This window comes from Myxococcus sp. SDU36 (assembly GCF_030168875.1).
In the GTDB taxonomy this organism is placed as follows: domain Bacteria; phylum Myxococcota; class Myxococcia; order Myxococcales; family Myxococcaceae; genus Myxococcus; species Myxococcus vastator.
This window is the reverse complement of the sequence record NZ_CP077414.1, coordinates 7,613,087-7,628,514: the sequence shown is the minus strand read 5'-3', so window position 1 is coordinate 7,628,514 and position 15,428 is coordinate 7,613,087. Positions and strand designations below refer to the sequence as shown.

General features: G+C 70.2%; 13 protein-coding genes. 3 read left to right on the top strand and 10 right to left on the bottom strand.

Going from position 1 to position 15,428, the window contains the following annotated elements; translation table 11 throughout:
- Window positions 1-35: 35 nt before the first annotated feature.
- On the top strand, window positions 36-980 hold the full coding sequence (locus tag KGD87_RS31175) for a hypothetical protein (RefSeq protein WP_284664587.1): 945 nt from the start codon (window positions 36-38) through the stop codon (window positions 978-980).
- 61 nt (window positions 981-1,041) lie between these two features.
- Here KGD87_RS31175 and KGD87_RS31170 read toward each other — a convergent pair whose 3' ends face one another.
- From KGD87_RS31170 to KGD87_RS31160, 3 genes are all read right to left on the bottom strand, one after another.
- The gene (locus KGD87_RS31170; protein WP_284664586.1) at window positions 1,042-1,644 is read right to left on the bottom strand and encodes a hypothetical protein; all 603 of its coding nucleotides are present in this window, start codon (window positions 1,642-1,644) and stop codon (window positions 1,042-1,044) included.
- Window positions 1,645-1,809: 165 nt separating this feature from the next.
- Window positions 1,810-2,502 carry a DUF2490 domain-containing protein gene (locus tag KGD87_RS31165; protein ID WP_284664585.1) on the bottom strand — a complete coding sequence of 231 codons (693 nt, stop codon included), beginning with the start codon at window positions 2,500-2,502 and terminating at the stop codon, window positions 1,810-1,812.
- Window positions 2,503-2,624: 122 nt separating this feature from the next.
- Window positions 2,625-3,320 (bottom strand): hypothetical protein, encoded by a 696-nt coding sequence (locus KGD87_RS31160; protein WP_284664584.1) that lies wholly within the window; start codon window positions 3,318-3,320, stop codon window positions 2,625-2,627.
- 277 nt (window positions 3,321-3,597) lie between these two features.
- Here KGD87_RS31160 and KGD87_RS31155 point away from each other — a divergent pair, with 277 nt between their 5' ends.
- Window positions 3,598-4,854, top strand: coding sequence for an Hsp70 family protein (locus KGD87_RS31155; RefSeq protein WP_284664583.1), 1,257 nt, complete (start codon window positions 3,598-3,600; stop codon window positions 4,852-4,854).
- 21 nt (window positions 4,855-4,875) lie between these two features.
- Here KGD87_RS31155 and KGD87_RS31150 read toward each other — a convergent pair whose 3' ends face one another.
- From KGD87_RS31150 to KGD87_RS31125, 6 genes are all read right to left on the bottom strand, one after another.
- Complete coding sequence (locus KGD87_RS31150) at window positions 4,876-5,745, bottom strand: hypothetical protein (RefSeq protein WP_284664582.1); 870 nt, start codon at window positions 5,743-5,745, stop codon at window positions 4,876-4,878.
- A gap of 2 nt (window positions 5,746-5,747) precedes the next feature.
- Window positions 5,748-8,360, bottom strand: a complete 2,613-nt coding sequence (locus tag KGD87_RS31145; protein ID WP_284664581.1) for a TonB-dependent receptor domain-containing protein — start codon at window positions 8,358-8,360, stop codon at window positions 5,748-5,750.
- Between the two features lie 39 nt (window positions 8,361-8,399).
- Complete coding sequence (locus KGD87_RS31140; RefSeq protein WP_284664580.1) at window positions 8,400-9,206, bottom strand: OmpA/MotB family protein; 807 nt, start codon at window positions 9,204-9,206, stop codon at window positions 8,400-8,402.
- 131 nt (window positions 9,207-9,337) lie between these two features.
- Window positions 9,338-9,895: a chalcone isomerase family protein gene (locus KGD87_RS31135; protein WP_284664579.1), complete on the bottom strand. Its 558-nt coding sequence runs from the start codon at window positions 9,893-9,895 to the stop codon at window positions 9,338-9,340.
- A 149-nt stretch (window positions 9,896-10,044) separates the two neighbouring features.
- On the bottom strand, window positions 10,045-11,049 hold the full coding sequence (locus KGD87_RS31130) for a 3-oxoacyl-ACP synthase III family protein (protein WP_284664578.1): 1,005 nt from the start codon (window positions 11,047-11,049) through the stop codon (window positions 10,045-10,047).
- Window positions 11,050-11,147: 98 nt separating this feature from the next.
- A complete protein-coding gene (locus KGD87_RS31125) occupies window positions 11,148-12,059 on the bottom strand; it encodes a hypothetical protein (protein WP_284664577.1) in 912 nt (303 codons plus the stop codon).
- Window positions 12,060-12,220: 161 nt separating this feature from the next.
- Here KGD87_RS31125 and KGD87_RS31120 point away from each other — a divergent pair, with 161 nt between their 5' ends.
- Window positions 12,221-14,434 carry a molybdopterin oxidoreductase family protein gene (locus tag KGD87_RS31120; RefSeq protein ID WP_284664576.1) on the top strand — a complete coding sequence of 738 codons (2,214 nt, stop codon included), beginning with the start codon at window positions 12,221-12,223 and terminating at the stop codon, window positions 14,432-14,434.
- Here KGD87_RS31120 and KGD87_RS31115 read toward each other — a convergent pair.
- Complete coding sequence (locus KGD87_RS31115; RefSeq protein ID WP_284664575.1) at window positions 14,370-15,419, bottom strand: lysylphosphatidylglycerol synthase domain-containing protein; 1,050 nt, start codon at window positions 15,417-15,419, stop codon at window positions 14,370-14,372. The two genes, KGD87_RS31120 and KGD87_RS31115, sit on opposite strands and share 65 nt — an antisense overlap.
- Window positions 15,420-15,428: the final 9 nt, after the last annotated feature.

Genomic DNA, 15,428 nt, shown 5'->3' with positions numbered 1-15,428 from the left:
CTGTAACGCCCAAAGCTCTTTCCCCCGCCCCGCGCATGCTCCCGCCCCGCCCCTCCTCCACGACCTTCGCCCGCGCCCTGTTGCTGAGCCTCTTCGCCACGCCCCTGACCGCACGCGCCTGGGTGCCTCCGTCCGCCTCCTGCTCGGCGACCACGTCGGCCCCGGTACAGGACAGTGACTGCGACGGCATCCCGGACCATGTGGAGGACGCGAACCAGAACGGCCGCGTGGATGTTGGCGAGACGGACCCGAACAAGCGCGACACGGATGGTGACGGCGCCAGCGACCTGACCGAGTACCTGGCGGGCACGGACGCCAACCGCGACGCCTTCCTCTCCTTCCCCGAGCCCATGGTCTTCGACCTGGTGCGCGGCCTGGACTCGGAGCGGGGCGAACTGGAGTTCAACACGCTGCTGCGGCTGCGGCCCCGGAGCGAGGGCATGCTGCTCCAGTACGCCCCCGAGGTGGAGTACGCCTTCGGCGACGGCATGGCCGCGGAGCTCGAGCTGCCCATGGAGAATGAGCGGGTGGCGGCGCTGAAGGCAGCCCTCCAGTTCACCTTCCACGTCGACCCGCGCCACCGCTGGGCGCACGGCATCCAGGTGCTCGCCGAGCAGAAGCTGCAGGAGCGGGAGACCGAGCTGGCGATGCTGCACATCGGCAAGGTGCGGTTGGGTGAGCGCGTGAGCCTCATCTCCATCTCCGGCGTGCAGGGTGTCCATGCCCGCGAGAGCGGCAGCGTGCATGCCGCCGGGCTCGTCAACCTGAGCGCCTTCTATGCGGTGGCGCAGCAGGTGCTCGTGGGCGTGGAGACGAACCTGCGGCTGGACGACGCGCTCGAGTTCGACTGGATGGTGATGCCCCAGGCCCACGTGCAGCTCAACCACCACGCGCGGATGCAGGTGGGCATGGGCGCCGTCAAGGGTGGCCCCAGCGGCGTGGAGCCCATGCTGTCCACGCGCTTCATCATCGAGATGTAGCGCGGCGACCCGTCCGCCCTGCCACGCCCAGGCGAATACCCAGGCGTGGCGGACCTGTGTACTACGGCCAGGGGGTCGGGTCCGGGTTCGGATCCAGGCAGCGCGGGCCGACGCAGCAGTCGACGTAGCACGTCATGACGTCCTCGCCCGGACCGCAGATGCCGTCACCGCAGGCGAGGATGAGGCCGCAGTCCGCCCGGCAACTCCGGGGCGTCTCCAGGCCGTTGCAGACGCCGTCGCCACAGAGGGAACCACAGTCAAAGTCGCAGGTCGCGGTCGTCTCCGAGCCGTTGCAGATGCCGTCGCCGCACCAGGTGAGGGGCCCGCAATCCTGGGGGCAGGTGTTGGTGGTCTCGTTGCCGTTGCAGATGCCATCACCACAGTAGGTGAGGATGAGGCCGCAGTCCTCGGGGCAGGTGCGACTCGTCTCGCGCCCGTTGCACACCCCGTCCCCACACCACGTGAGCACGTTGCAGTCCCAGGGACAGTTGTCGCCGTTCTCCCCGTTGAGGGTGTCACAGAAACCGTCGCCACACAGGTAGCGCTGAACCTCCGCCTCGGACTGCCCCACCTCCACCAGCTCCGACTCCGACTCCACGGGGCCACAGGCGGCCAACAGCCCCAGCGACAACCCAGCCAGCATGACGACCAGACGAGACTTCACGTGAACCTCCTTGGGGGAACGAGGCCACGCATGTCAGCGCATTCTGAATAAACAGACAACACCCGGGTTCATGAAACGCGATGGCAACAACCACCGTGACACATGAGCCGGACACGGAGACCGCGTCCGTCCTGACCCGGTCCCCGCGTTTTGTAGCGCATTCCGTTACATGTAATCGAAGGGCATGGTGACGGAGAGCGCATGGATGAGCTGATCGGTCTGCTGGGAGGGCCTGCGCATGAAGACGTTGAGGTAGCCCACCTCGATGGAGGAGTGGTCTCCGAACCTCCAGCCCGCACCGACGAACGCGCGGTTCATGTCGAAGCCGGCGCTGGGGCCGTTCGTCACCGAGTTGAGGTGGTAGAAGACCTCATCCCAGACAATCAACGACAGCCGCCCACTGGCGGCCACCGGGTGCGAACCGCGCAGCATGACGCGGGCCCGGAGGGAGATGTCCGTCGTCTCGGACAGCAAGCGCTGCTCCAGGCGGGCGCGGAGCGTGCTCCGCACCTGCCCGAACTTCGGCGTGTAGAGGAACTGCTGGAAGACGCGGCTTTCGCCCTGCTGCAGGGACGAGTCGCCCTCCCACTTCCTCAGCGGAATCCAGCCATTCCCCAGCCACAGCGACATGCTCTGGGCCAGCCGGACGCCTCCCGCCGAGCGGAGGATGGCGCGGGCGTCGTCCTTGCCGAAGCGCGGCTGGGCTTCCAGGTAGTAGAGGAAGTGCTCGCCGATGCCGCCCTGCGCCGTCACCGAGTACCAGAGCTGGGCCTCCGCGCTGACGGGCCGGGCCTCCACGGTGCGAAGGGGAGTGACGAGCAACAGACTGATGAGGGGAATCCAGGTCGCCGTGCGCATGATGCGCATGCCCTAGAGCACGACGCGCGCACCGGCTCAACGGGTCAAAGCGCGAATGCAGTCTGACTGACGATGACGCGTCCGCCCTTCACCGTGGGGGAAGGACGGACGGCCCATGCCACCTACTGCGTGGGCTGCTGGGAACCCGGGGTGGACTGGCCACTCTCCGGAGCGGCCGGCGCCGTGGGCTGCACCTGCGAGGTCGCCTCGATGCGCACCGCCTGGGGCTCTCCGCTCTGCGCGTCGGTCCGGTACGAGGCCCGGACCTGGCTGCCCTCCTGGATGTCCCCAGCGCTGGCCTGGCGCCCGTCCACCGTGACCTGCGTCTGCGGCGACAGCTGGAGGCGAAGCTGAGGCTCGCCCTGTGAGCTGAGCAGCAGCTCGTCGTCGTTGGCGCTCAGCACCTCACCGACGATTTGCTGCTCGGTGCCCTCCTGCGCCTGGGGCGCGGGCGCCACGGCCACCGGCTGCTGCGACTGCTGACGCAGCTGCTCGGTCTGCTGGCGGGCCTGCTGGTTCTGCTGCGCCAGCGTCTCGCTCTGCTGACGCTGGGCCTGCTGCGCCTCCTGCTGGGCCTGCTGCGCCTCTTGCCGGGCCTGCTGCGCCAGCTGCTGAGCGCGCTGCTGGGCCTGCCGGGCCTCCTGCGAGGCCGTATGCGCCTGGGCCTGGGCCTCCTGATAGGCCTGCTGCTTCTCGTGGAGATCCTGTTGGGCGCTGGCGGCCTGCTCCTGCTGCTTGCTCGCCTGCTCCTGGGCCTGGCGGGCCGAGCCGAAGGCGCTCTCCGTGCGCTGCTGTGCCTGCGCCAGCTGTTCATTCACCGCGGACTGCCCGCTTGCCTGCCCTTGGGTCCCCCGGTCGCGTTCTTCACACGCCGTCCCCAGCGTCAATGCAGCGGCGCCCGCCATCAACCATCCCGCTCGAAATCTCATTGGATGCCTCCCGTCGTCATGCACGTCCTAGGAGAAAGATGGCGAGCGGCATCCTCGCGCCAACCCACATCCGCTCCAGGCGTCCGCCCTCCCGGCCGCCCTCCTCCACGTGTTGATGCACGAAGCGCTACCCATGGATGGGGTTTAACGGTAAGGGGCGCCCCCCATGCGTGCGTGCGGACTCGATTTCGGAACCAGCAACACCGCCGCGGCCCTGCCTGACGGCACGGTGCTGTCCCTGCAACCCCATACCGCGGAGGCCCGTCTCTTCCGCTCCGTCCTCTTCTTCCCGGACGATGAGCAGGACATCTACGCCGGCGCCGACGCCATCCAGCGCTACCTGGAGGACAACACCGGACGCTTCATCCAGTCCGTGAAGTCCTTCCTCCACTCCAGCTCCTTCCGCGCCACCCAGGTGAAGGGGCGCACCTACACCATCGAGGAGCTGGTGGCCGTGCTGCTGCGCCGCGTGCGGGACGCCGCCGCGAGCGCCATGGGCGGCGCGCCCGAGGCCGTCGTGCTCGGCCGGCCCGCCGTCTTCACGCCGGACCCGGAGGCGGATGCCCTGGCCCAGCAGCGCCTGCTGCGCGCCGCGGAGCTCGCGGGCTTCCAGCACGTCCAGTTCCTCATCGAGCCCATCGCCGCGGCGCTCGCCTATGAGGCCCAGCTCACCCGCGACGAGCTCGTGCTGGTGGCGGACTTCGGCGCCGGCACCACCGACCTCACCCTGATGCGCCTGGGCCCCAGCCGCCGCGACAACCCGGACCGCCGCCAGGACGTGGTGGGCTCCACGGGTGTGCGCATCGGGGGTGACCGCTTCGACGCGGAAATCATGCGCCACAAGCTGCTGCCCCGCTTCGGCGCGGGCTCCACCTACCAGGTGCGCGGCTTCAGCGACAAGCGGCTGCCCATTCCCCAGCACATCATGGCCAAGCTGCTCACCTGGCACGAGATGTCCTTCATCCGGGAGAAGTCCACCCAGGAGCTGCTGGAGACCATGCTCAACACGAGCGACCGCAAGGCCGAAATCCAGGCCCTGTACGACCTCGTCATGGACAACCTGGGCTACCGCCTGTTCCGCGCCATTGAAGCGGCCAAGGTGCGCCTGTCCCAGGAAGAGCAGGCCACGGTGGACTTCGAGGAGGCCCGCATCACCCTCCACGAGCCCATCACCCGCGAGGAGTTCGACACCTTCAGCAAGCCCCTGCTGGACGAGCTGGACGCGTGCACCACGGGCCTGCTGGAGAAGCACGCGGAGGCGAAGGACATCGACGCGGTGTTCCTCACCGGCGGCTCGTCGCAGATTCCCGCGGTGCGCCAGCTCTACGTGCGCCGCTTCGGCGAAGGGCGCGTGCGCACCGCGGATGCCTTCACCTCCGTGGCCGAAGGACTCGGGCGCGCGGCGGCGCACCTGTCCGTCTGAGCCGGACGTCCGGTGCGGGGCCTACGGGCCCACGTCCACGGTGCGGCTGAGCCACCCCACCCCGCCCCGCCCATCCCGCGCCACCACCCAGAAGGTGACGCGCTGGGGCGTGGCGGGGGTGTCGTAGGCGGACGTCGGGTCACCCGGCCGGCCCTCCACGGGCTCCTGGGAGCGGAACTCCTTCACCTCGCCGTCGCCCGTGGCGAACCAGCTGAAGAAGACCTGCTCGGGGCGCGGGCCTTCGTCCGTCTCCTCGACTTCGACGCTGCCTTCGGCCAGCACCGGTGTGAAGGTGACTTCGCGCGACACGGGCAGGGGGCCGGTGAGCGGCGCGCCGTCCCACAGGACGTCCGACACCACCGGATTCTGGTTGGGCGTGGGGGCGGCCCGCAGCGTCACCCGGCGCACGCCGCGCTCCGTGCCTTCCGGCGTGCCGCTGCCGTCCGTGGCCTCGTAGCCGATGAAGAGGGGAATGCCCCGGGCCAGCGCCTCGCGCAGCGCCGGGTCCTCCGGGTCCAGCGTTCCACCGCCGCCCGGATTGCCGGCGGCCAGCGCCTCCAGCAACACCGCCTGCACGTTCGCGTCCGAAAGCGACAGCTCGCCGGCCGGCAACGGCACGCTGTCGTCCCCCGGGCACCGCCCGTCATAGGGATTGCCGGTGAAGCGGCACAGCGCGTAGCGGACGGTGACGGGGCGCGCGTCCGGCGTCACCGCCAGCGCGCTGAACGTCATGGGCCCAGGCAGCGTGGAGGCGTCCGGGTCCACCACCAGCTCGGCGGGCTCCGCCTGGATGGCCAGCACGCGCACGCGCCGGATTTCACTCTGAAGCTCGAAGTCGGGGCCGCAGCCGGCCAGCAGCAGCGCCCCGAGCGCGGGGAGGATGGAACGCATGCTCAGAAGCTCCCTCGGGCGCCGATGATGGGAAGGATGGGCAGTCCTTCGAAGAAGGCGCTCTGGGTGTAGTTGTAGTTGTAGGCGATGCCTTCCACCGCCGGGTTGTTGTAGGCGTTCGTGAGGTCCAGGTAGACGTTGAGCGCCCACTTCTCGAAGACGAAGTTCTTGTCCACGCGGATGTCCAACTGGTTGAAGGACGGCAGCCGGCGCGAGTTCACCGCCGCGTAGAGCGGGATGAACACGTCCGACCCGTCGTCGCGCACCGAGCCCACCACCGGCGTCGTGGGGTTGCCCGAAGCGAAGCGCATGCGCGCGCCCAGCTCCCAGCCCGCCGGCAGCTTGTAGGACGCAATCGCTGTCAGCACGTGCGTCTGGTCATTGTCGAAGAGGCGCCAGCTTACGCCCGGCGCGTCCCGGCGCTCGCTGCGGCTGAGCGTGTAGGAGACCCAGCCGAAGAGCCGGTCCGTCAGCGCGCGGCGCACCAAGACCTCCAGGCCGTAGATGCGGCCCACGCCGCCGTTGCTCAGGCGCTCGGGCACCTGCTGGCCGCCGCGCACCACCGTGGCGTTGGAGCGGACGATGAGCCCGTCCAAGTCGTTGTAGAAGACCTCGCCGCCCACGAACCACTCCGGCCGCGCCTGCCACTCCGCGCCCACGCTGTACTGGAGCGACCGCTTCGCGCGCAGGTCCGGGTTGCCGAAGGCCACGCTCGGCTCGTCCTGCACGGGGGGCCCGTGGTAGACGCCCGCGCCGCCCTTGAGCGTCAGCGTGTCCGTCAGCCCGTAGCGGACCGCCAGCCGCGGGTTGAAGGTGCGGCGGGCCTGGGTCTGGTCGGTGAAGACGTAGCTCTCCGCGCGCAGGCCCGGCACCAGCAGCAGGCGCGGCGCGGGGCGCCAGCGCGCCTCCACCCAGGTGGAGGGGAAGTACTGGAGGAAGTCGCCGTCCGCCGTGAGCACGTCGTCGGTGACGGTGGGCGTGGGCGGCTCCCCCTCGCGGGAGAGGCCCTGGATGCGCGCGGTGACGCGGGCGAAGTTGCTCACCACGTCGATGCCGCCCGCCAGCGTGAGCGCCTCACCGAAGGCGTACTCCACCGTGGAGCGCAGGTTCAGGTCCGTGGAGGCGATGCGCAGGCCCCGGTCGCCGATGCCGAACTGGACCAGCGTGTTGCCCACCAGGCCGTGCGTGTCCAGGGTGAGCGCGTCCGCGCGGTACTGGTGCCGCAGGCGCAACTGGTTGAAGCCGGTGGTGACATTCAAGCCGCCGGTGACGGTGGGGTCGTCATCCGCCGGCCGGTCGAAGACGAGCCCCAGCCTGTCGCGCGAGGTGAGGCCCTGCAGCGTGAAGGTGTGGCGCGACCTCGGCTTCCACACCAGCTTGAGCTGCGCGTCGTAGTAGCGCGGCGCCACCTGGAGGCTGGGGCCGTTGTCGCCCTGCGGCACCAGGCCCAGCACCAGGTCGATGTACGAGCGCCGCCCCGCCACCGCGAAGCTCAGCGTGTCGGTGATGGGGCCCTCCACCACCGCGTTGGATTCGATGAGGCTGACGCCCACGGTGGCGTGGAGCCGGTCCGTGCGCGGCTCGCGGCTGCGCACGTTGATGACGCCGCCGGTGATGTCGCCGTAGTACGCGGAGAAGTTGCCGGGCAGGTAGTCCACCGCCTCCAGCAGCTCCGAGTTGTAGACGGAGGTGAGGCCGCCGAAGTGGAAGAGCAGGGGGATGCGCTGCCCGTCGAGGAAGACGCCGGACTCCTGCGGGCCCGTGCCGCGGATGACGAGCTGGCCCCCGTTGAAGGCGGGGCGCGCCACGCCGGGCAGGTTCTGCACCACCTTCAGCGTGTCACCCTGAGTGCCGGGGACGCGCTGCACCTCGGCCAGTTGGAGCGTGGTCTGCGTCACCTCCTTGCGCTCGCGCTCGCTGCGCACCACCGTCTCGAACGCGCCGAAGATGCGCTTTCGCACGTAGTACGTGGCGCGCGTCTCCTGGCCTTCCGTGAAGGTCTCCTCGGTGCGGAAGCGCTCGTAGCCGCTCTGCACCACCAGCACCTCGTGCGTGCCCAGGGGGATGCCGCGGAAGGAGAAGCGGCCTTCCTCGTCGGTGACGGTGGAGCGCTCCAGCGCGGGCAGCACCACCTCCGCGCCCAGGAGCGCGTCCCGCGTGCCGCGCTCCAGCGCCCGGCCGCTGAAGTTCACCGGAGCCTCGGGCTCCACGGCTGCGGCGTCCTCATCCGCAGGCGGCGGTGGACGGAAGACGAACTGGTAGGCGTATTCGATGCGCACCGGCGCGGGGACGCCGTCCACCTCTGCGGGCTCGAACTGGAACTGGCGGACCGCCGCCACCGCGGCCTCGTCGAAGCCGTGGCCGGCGGGCTGGGACACCTCGACGTGGGAGACGGCGCCCGTCTCCGAGATGTCGACCCACATCACCACCGTGCCCTCCAACTGCTGGGCAGCGGCTTGGGGTGGATAGGCGGCCTCCACCTGGCGCATCAGCGCGGGAGGCTTCGTCAACACACCCTGCGGCGCGCCGGCGTCGGCATCGGTGACGCCCGCGTCCTGCTGGGCGGAGGCGCCAGTGGCGGCGAGGAGACAGAGGACGGCGAGGAGGATTTTCATGAGGGGCGCGGGACTCCCGCGCCCCTCCTAGTGCGGCGCCTACTTCGGCGCGAGCACGATTTCGATGCGGCGGTTCAGACTGCGATTCTCCGCCGAGTCGTTGGCCGCGATGGGCTGGTACTGCCCGTAGCCCGCGGCGGAGAGGAACGTCGGGTCCACGCCAGCGTTCTGGAGTGAACGGACCACCGCCATGGCGCGCGCCAGGCTCAGCTCCCAGTTGGACGGGAACTGCCCGCCGCCGGTGGGGACGTCGTCCGTGTGGCCCTCCACGCGGATGATCTTCCCCTGCACCGTCTTGAGCGCGTCGGCGATCTTCTTCAGCGCCTCCTCGCCTTCCTTTCCGACCCGGGCGGAGCCGGAGGCGAAGAGAATCTTGTCCTTGAGCTGGACAGTCATCTTGCCCTTGAGCTCGGACAGCTGAATCTTGCCGTCGGAAATCTCCTGCTTGAGGCTCTGGGCCAGGTTCTCGTACTCGGAGCTGCGCTTCTCCAGCTCCTCCTTCGCCTGGGCCAGCTTCTTCGTGTTGCGCGCCAGCTCGTCGTTGAGGGCGGCCAGCTGCGCGTTCTTCTCCTCCAGCGCGCGGCGCTCCGCGGTGCCCGCGGTGAGGCGGGACTCAGCGGTGCCCAGGCGGGTGTTCAGCGCCTCCCGCTCCTGCTCCAGCTCGGCAACCTTCTCTTCCAGGGCCTTCACCTTGGCTTCGGCGGCCTCGCGAGCGCCCTTCTCGTCGTTGAGGCCCTTGGCGAAGTTCTCCGCCTCGAGCGCCTTGGCGTCGAACTTCCCCTGCGAAACACAGCCCGTGGTGGTGGAGAGCGCGACGAGAGCAGCCAGAGCCAACGGTTTCCGCATATGTACGTGTCCTCCTGACACCTGTGAATGAAGCGCCAGCCTATCGCTGGTGGTGCTCCGGGTCAGGAAGAACCTCGCACATATTTTGAGCTGAAACGACTGAACGGCTGACAAACAGCCAGGCGTGTCAGTCAGCGCGGAAAAATAGGATGAGAGTCGAGCCAGACGGAGAAGAGGGCGTCCGCGAAGTGCTTGCCGGGGATGAAGACGCCCCCGGAGGCGTCTCCACCGACTTCGAGTCCGACGCCCGGCGTGTAGGTGATGACGAGGTCCTCGCCCTTCTCCACGTCCTTCAGCGACGCGAGCATGATGCGCAGGTGGTTCGCCAGCGGCCCGCCGTGGCGCAGGGCGGGGCTGTGCTCCAACCCGTCCCGGAAGCTGCCCACGAGCTGATCCTTGGAGATGCTGCGCAGGAAGCGGAAGTGGAGCCGCTTCATGGAGTTGGAGTGGATGGCCTCGTGCGTGGAGCGTGGCCGGTCCTCCATGTAGAGGCTCCAGACGTAGACCTTGAAGAAGAGCTGCTTGTGCAGCTCCATGTGGGCGAGTTCGACGGTGCGCCCCTTGAGGTTCAGCGACACCGGCATGAGCACGCCGCCGACCTGCTTCTGCCCCGCCTGCGCGGCCCCCGCGACGAGCAGCATGCCCACCACGAGACACCGCAGCTTCCCACCCCACGCCTGAGTACGCATGCGCCCGACCCCCGACCCCACTGAATCCGACAGGACATACGCTGCACACGCTGCCCGGCACCGCCAACGCCCGGGAGGGCAGCGGTGTCAGGCAGTGGACGGCGACAGGTCCTGGTGGCTCAACGTCGGGCACTCCACCGCCAGGCGACTCACGGCGCCGGGGTGCGCTCCAGCAGGGCCCCGGCCCACGTCAGGCCGCTGCCTACGACGCTCAGCACCACCGCGTCTCCCACGGCGGGGTCGTCCCAGTGCTCGCTCAAGACGCCGGGCGCGCCCGCGGCGCCGGTGTTCCCCCGGGTGTGCACGTTGAAGAAGTGCCGCGCGTCCGGCACCTCACACCGCCGCTGCACTGCCTCCAGCATGCGCAGGTTGGCCTGGTGGCCGATGAAGGTGACGGCCTCCGCGCCCCGGTCCGGGTGGCGGTCCATGAAGCGCGCGCGCAGGGCCTGGAACGTCTCCCCCGCGCGGCGGATGGCGAACTTCTGCACCTCGCCGCCGTTCTGGGTGAAGTGCCCCAGGCGCGGCACGCGCACCTTGTCCGCGCCCGAGGGGTCTCCGGCCAGCAGCGTCTCCGTGAGGCGCCAGCGCCCCGGCACGCGCGGCGACAGGATGGCCGCGGACGCGCCGTCTCCCCACAGCACCGCGCTGGAGCGGTCCGTGTAGTCCACCACGCGCGTGGAGTTGTCCATGTTGACCACCAGCACGTAGTCCGGCAGGCGCTCCGGCCGCATGCCCGACAGGAAGTGCAGCTGCATGCAGAAGGACGAGCAAGCGCTCTGCAGGTCCACCGCCGGCGCGTGGATGTTCAGCAACTGCGCCACCCGGTTGGACTCCGCGGGGATGCACTCGTCTGGGCTGCATCCGCCCGCCACCACCAACCCGATGTCGGACGGCTTCAGCCCCGCGCGCTCCAGCGCCATCAGCGCCGCGCGGCGTCCCGTCTCCGCGTTGCTGAAGAGCGCCGCCTCCTGCGCCGCGCGCACGTCGCGGTTGCGCGTCTCCCGCAGGTAATCCAGCGGCAGCACCGTGTGCCGCGTGCGGATGCCCACGCGGTCCACAATCCACGCGTCGCTGGTCTCCAGCCCCAGCTCCTCGAAGAAGGCGTTGGTCAGAAGATTGGGAGGATGGAAGTGGCCGAGCGCGTGGAGATACATTCAGAACCCTCTAACCGCGCAGCCTCCCAAAACTCTGTCAGCCGTTTGTCACGCCCTCGCGCCTTCGCGCACAGCGGACGGCCTGCCAGGCCATCCACCTAACGCGCGGCGTCAGTCCTCCGGCCCGTGAGTCGCAGCCGCATCGCGCCCTCGCCGCGCGCCTCGAAGCCCTGCTCGACGGCGTCGTCGGTCAGCGCCACCTTCACCGGCCCGGACAAGGTGAGCTCCAGCAACTGGATGCCCTCCGCCAGGACGGACATCTGCCCTTGCAGGGGAATGGTCATCAGGAAGGGCGCGTTGCGTTCCTGGCGCGACACCGTCATCGCCACGTCGAAGATGCCCACGGCGCCGCGCGACTCCTGACGCACTTCGACCAGGCGCGCGCGCGTCTGGGTGACGCGGGTGTCATCGCCCTGCTCGTCCACGATTTGCTTCGCGAGCGCATCGGAGAAGCCGTCCAGCGTGGCGCCCACCGCCAGCGGCTGCTTCGGGAAGGCGGCCTCCAACCGGTCGGGCCTGCCGAGCTCCGGCAGGTGCTTCGTCACCTCGTCCGCCTCCTCCTTGGACACCGGCGTGCCCTTCGCATCCGTGATGACCACGCGCGCCTTCTTCCACTCCGCCAGGTACGTCTTCCGGCTGATGGGGCTCGCCTTGCGCTGGACCTCGCCCTGCTCCTCGGCCACCTCGCCCACGTCGCCGAACGCCAGCTTCACCTTGGAGACGATGTTCCCCTTCGCGGCCAGCACCGTCACCGTGTGGCGGCTGGACGAGGTCACCGACATCGCCACCGACATCGGCTTGTCCATGTCCGCGGCGCGCAGGTCGAGCGCCAGCCGCATGTCCACGGCGTTGTCCAATTCCTCCTGGTCCCCCACGCGGGCCTTCACCTGCTTGAACTGGATGGTCGGCGCCTTCACCTCGGCCGCGGGCGCACCCGGCGCCTGGGCATGGGCGGCGAGCGGCGCGAGCGAGAGCCCCAGGGAGACGACGAACGGATACACGCGGTGCATGTGCTGACCTCCTGGGGCGCCATCCTTTCACGGGCCCCTCGCACGTGTGCCGCTGAAATCGTGCAGTCCGCCAGGAAGCCCTTCGTCTGAACCCAGACGGATGGAAGCGCGATCCGCGCCGCCGGAGGGACGCCCCTCCGCCGCGCGCTACAGTTCCGCGAATGAGCGCGACTCCGCCCCCCCAGGTCCACTTCCGCACCTGCAACCTCTGCGAGGCCATGTGCGGCCTGCGCATCGAACTGGACGCTGGACGCATCACCTCCATCCGGGGCGACGCGGAGGACCCCTTCAGCCGGGGCCACGTCTGTCCCAAGGCGCTGGCGCTGGAGGACCTGCACCAGGACCCGGACCGGCTGCGAGCCCCCCTGCGGCGCACCGCCAGCGGCTGGGAGCCCGTCTCCTGGGACGACGCATTGAATGAGGCCGCGCGTCGCCTGCATGCCATCCAGCAGGCGCACGGCCGTGACGCGGTGGGCTCGTACCTGGGCAACCCCAACGTCCACAACCTGGGCAACATGCTGTTCGGCCCGGAGCTGCTGCGCACGCTGCGCTCACGCAACCGCTTCTCCGCGACGTCCGTGGACCAACTGCCGCACCAGTTCACCGCCTACCTCATGTTCGGCCACCAGTTGATGGTGCCGATTCCAGACATCGACCACACCCGCTACATGCTCGTGCTGGGCGCCAATCCCCTGGCGTCCAATGGCAGCCTGATGACGGCGCCCGACGTGCGCGCCCGGCTCCGCGCCATCCAGCAGCGCGGCGGCCGCATCGTGGTGATGGACCCGCGCCGCACGGAGACGGCGGCCATCGCCGACACGCACGTCTTCATCCGGCCGGGCACCGATGCGCTCGCGCTGCTCGCCCTGCTGCACGTCGCGGTGGTGGAGCACGCGCCACGCCTGGGGCCGCTGGAGTCCTTCACCGACGGCATGGAGACGCTGTGCGCGCTGGCCCGGGACTTTCCTCCGGAGAAGGTCGCGCCGCACACGGGCGTGCCCGCGCACACCCTGCGCCGCATCGCTCGGGACTTCCTCTCCGCCCGGGCCGCCGTGTGTTACGGCCGCATGGGCGTGTCCACCCAGGCCTTCGGCGCGCTCTGCCAATGGCTCATCACCGTGCTCAACGTGGTGAGCGGAAACCTGGACCGGCGCGGCGGCGCCATGTTCACCCTGCCCGCGTTCGACATCGTCGGAGGCCCCCAGGCCCTGGCCGTGGGCCGCGGCGGCTTCGGCCGCTGGAAGAGCCGCGTGCGCGGGCTCCCCGAGTTCGCGGGCGAGTTGCCCTCGGCCGCGATGGCGGAGGAGATGCTCACGCCGGGCCCGGGCCGCGTCCGCGCGCTGCTCACCGTCGCGGGCAACCCCGCGCTGTCCACGCCGGATGGCGCGCGGATGGAGCAGGCGCTCGCGGGCCTGGACTTCATGGTGAGCATTGACCCGTACCTCAACGAGACGACGCGCCACGCGCACCTCATCCTCCCGCCGGTATCACCGCTGGAGCGCAGCCACTACGACGTCGCGTTCCACGCGCTGGCGGTGCGCAACACCGCGAAGTACTCGCCCGCCCTCTTCGAGCCCGGGCCGGGCAGCCGACAGGACTGGCAGATTCTGCTCGCCCTCCAGCACCGGCTGCTGACGCTGCGCCGGGGCCGCCCCTCCGTGCGCGCCACGCTCAAGTACCAGGCTTTGTCCCGGCTGGGTCCGGAGCGGGTGCTGGACCTGGGCCTGCGGCTGGGGCCCTACGGGGCGCGCTTCCACCCGGCGAAGCAGGGCCTCAGCCTGGCGAAGCTGCGTCAGTCACCCCACGGCATCGACCTGGGGCCGCTCCAGTCCTGCCTGCCCCGGCGCCTCCAGACGAAGGACCGCCGCATCCACCTGGCGCCGGAGGTGCTGGTGGCGGACGTCCTGCGCCTGCGAGCAGCCTTCCCCCAGGACACCATTTTCGAGCCGGACAGCGACGAGCTGCTGCTCATCGGCCGGCGGCACCTGCGCGACAACAACTCCTGGATGCACAACGTTCCGGGCCTGCTGAAGGGCAAGCCGCGCTGCACGTTGATGATGCATCCGGAGGACGCGGCGCGGCGGGCGCTGGCCGACGGCATGGAGGCCACCGTCACCTCGCGCGTGGGGACGGTGACGGTGCCCATCCACGTGACGGACGAGGTGATGCCCGGCGTGGTGAGCCTGCCCCACGGCTACGGGCACGGGCGCCAGGGTACGCGGCTCGCCGTGGCCACCGCTCACGCGGGCGCCAGCCACAACGACCTCACGGACGCGCAGGCCGTGGACGCGCTCTGCGGCAACGCCGCCTTCAGCGGCACGCCGGTGCGGGTGCTGCGGGCAGCGGCGCCCGAATCCGCCACACCAGCGGGATGAGCGCCCCCACCAGCACGAACAGCAACTGCACCAGGTGCCCCAGCAGCGCCACCGACATGGCGCGCGCGGCCGTGGTGTCCAGCACGCCCGCCGCCAGCGCGAAGGCGCCGTCACTGACGCCCACCTGCCCCGGCACCAGCGAGCCCACCGCCAGCGCGCACAGGTAGAGTCCCTGGGCGAAGAACGCCTGCACCAGGGACGTGTCGATGCCCACCGCGTGGGTCAGCACGCCGTACTGCGCCACCTGGAACAGCCGGCTGCACAGGAACGCTCGCATGGGCGACCACGGCAGCAACGCGCCACACCGCGCCGAGGCCTGGAACTGCTCCGCGTGGAGCGCCCAGCGGCTGAAGCGGCACACCAGCCACGCGCCGGGCCGCTTCGCGCGCATGCACGCGCGCACGCCCACCGACAGCAGCACCAGCAACACGCCATGCGCCAGCATGAGCAGCGTGAAGAGGGACATGCCCGTCAGCAGGTAGGACGCCAGCGCGCAGGGGAATGAGATGAAGCCTCCCGCCGCCAGGGACGCCGCCTGGGAGGTCGCCGCCGCCGCGGTGGCGGCTCCCCCGCCCATGTAGGGACTCAGCAGGGCCGCCTTGGTCGCCTCCGCCGCGGCGCGGCCCGCGGGGGCCATGCTGGACACCGCGGTGCCGATGAGCTGCGCGCGGGCCAGGATACGCCAGGGCACGCTTCGGGCACCCGGGCCATAGGCACACCGCGTGGCCAGTCCATCCATGCACTGCCGACCCAGCTCCAACAGCACCACCCACGGCAGCCAGGGCGCCGCGCCGGACAACACGGCGGCCAGTTCGCGAGGCCCGGCCTTGTGGACCAGCAACGCCAGCGTGCCCACCCCCGCCAGCGCGAAGACGGGCCGAAGCCCCACCACCATCCACCGCTTCAGAACCCGCTGCGGCGCCGCAGCGCCCCCAGCGCCGGCTGGCGGGGCCAGGGCCAGCTCCCCCTGCGTGTTGCTCACCATCGACCTCCT

Excerpts from the sequence above, each read along its gene's own strand:
- KGD87_RS31165 (WP_284664585.1), bottom strand. The coding sequence starts at position 2,502 with ATGCGCACGGCGACCTGGATTCCCCTCATCAGTCTGTTGCTCGTCACT.
- KGD87_RS31125 (WP_284664577.1), bottom strand. The coding sequence starts at position 12,059 with ATGCACCGCGTGTATCCGTTCGTCGTCTCCCTGGGGCTCTCGCTCGCG.
- KGD87_RS31145 (WP_284664581.1), bottom strand. The coding sequence starts at position 8,360 with ATGAAAATCCTCCTCGCCGTCCTCTGTCTCCTCGCCGCCACTGGCGCC.
- KGD87_RS31140 (WP_284664580.1), bottom strand. The coding sequence starts at position 9,206 with ATGCGGAAACCGTTGGCTCTGGCTGCTCTCGTCGCGCTCTCCACCACC.
- KGD87_RS31130 (WP_284664578.1), bottom strand. The coding sequence starts at position 11,049 with ATGTATCTCCACGCGCTCGGCCACTTCCATCCTCCCAATCTTCTGACC.
- KGD87_RS31155 (WP_284664583.1), top strand. The coding sequence starts at position 3,598 with ATGCGTGCGTGCGGACTCGATTTCGGAACCAGCAACACCGCCGCGGCC.
- KGD87_RS31115 (WP_284664575.1), bottom strand. The coding sequence starts at position 15,419 with ATGGTGAGCAACACGCAGGGGGAGCTGGCCCTGGCCCCGCCAGCCGGC.
- KGD87_RS31135 (WP_284664579.1), bottom strand. The coding sequence starts at position 9,895 with ATGCGTACTCAGGCGTGGGGTGGGAAGCTGCGGTGTCTCGTGGTGGGC.
- KGD87_RS31175 (WP_284664587.1), top strand. The coding sequence starts at position 36 with ATGCTCCCGCCCCGCCCCTCCTCCACGACCTTCGCCCGCGCCCTGTTG.
- KGD87_RS31120 (WP_284664576.1), top strand. The coding sequence starts at position 12,221 with ATGAGCGCGACTCCGCCCCCCCAGGTCCACTTCCGCACCTGCAACCTC.
- KGD87_RS31150 (WP_284664582.1), bottom strand. The coding sequence starts at position 5,745 with ATGCGTTCCATCCTCCCCGCGCTCGGGGCGCTGCTGCTGGCCGGCTGC.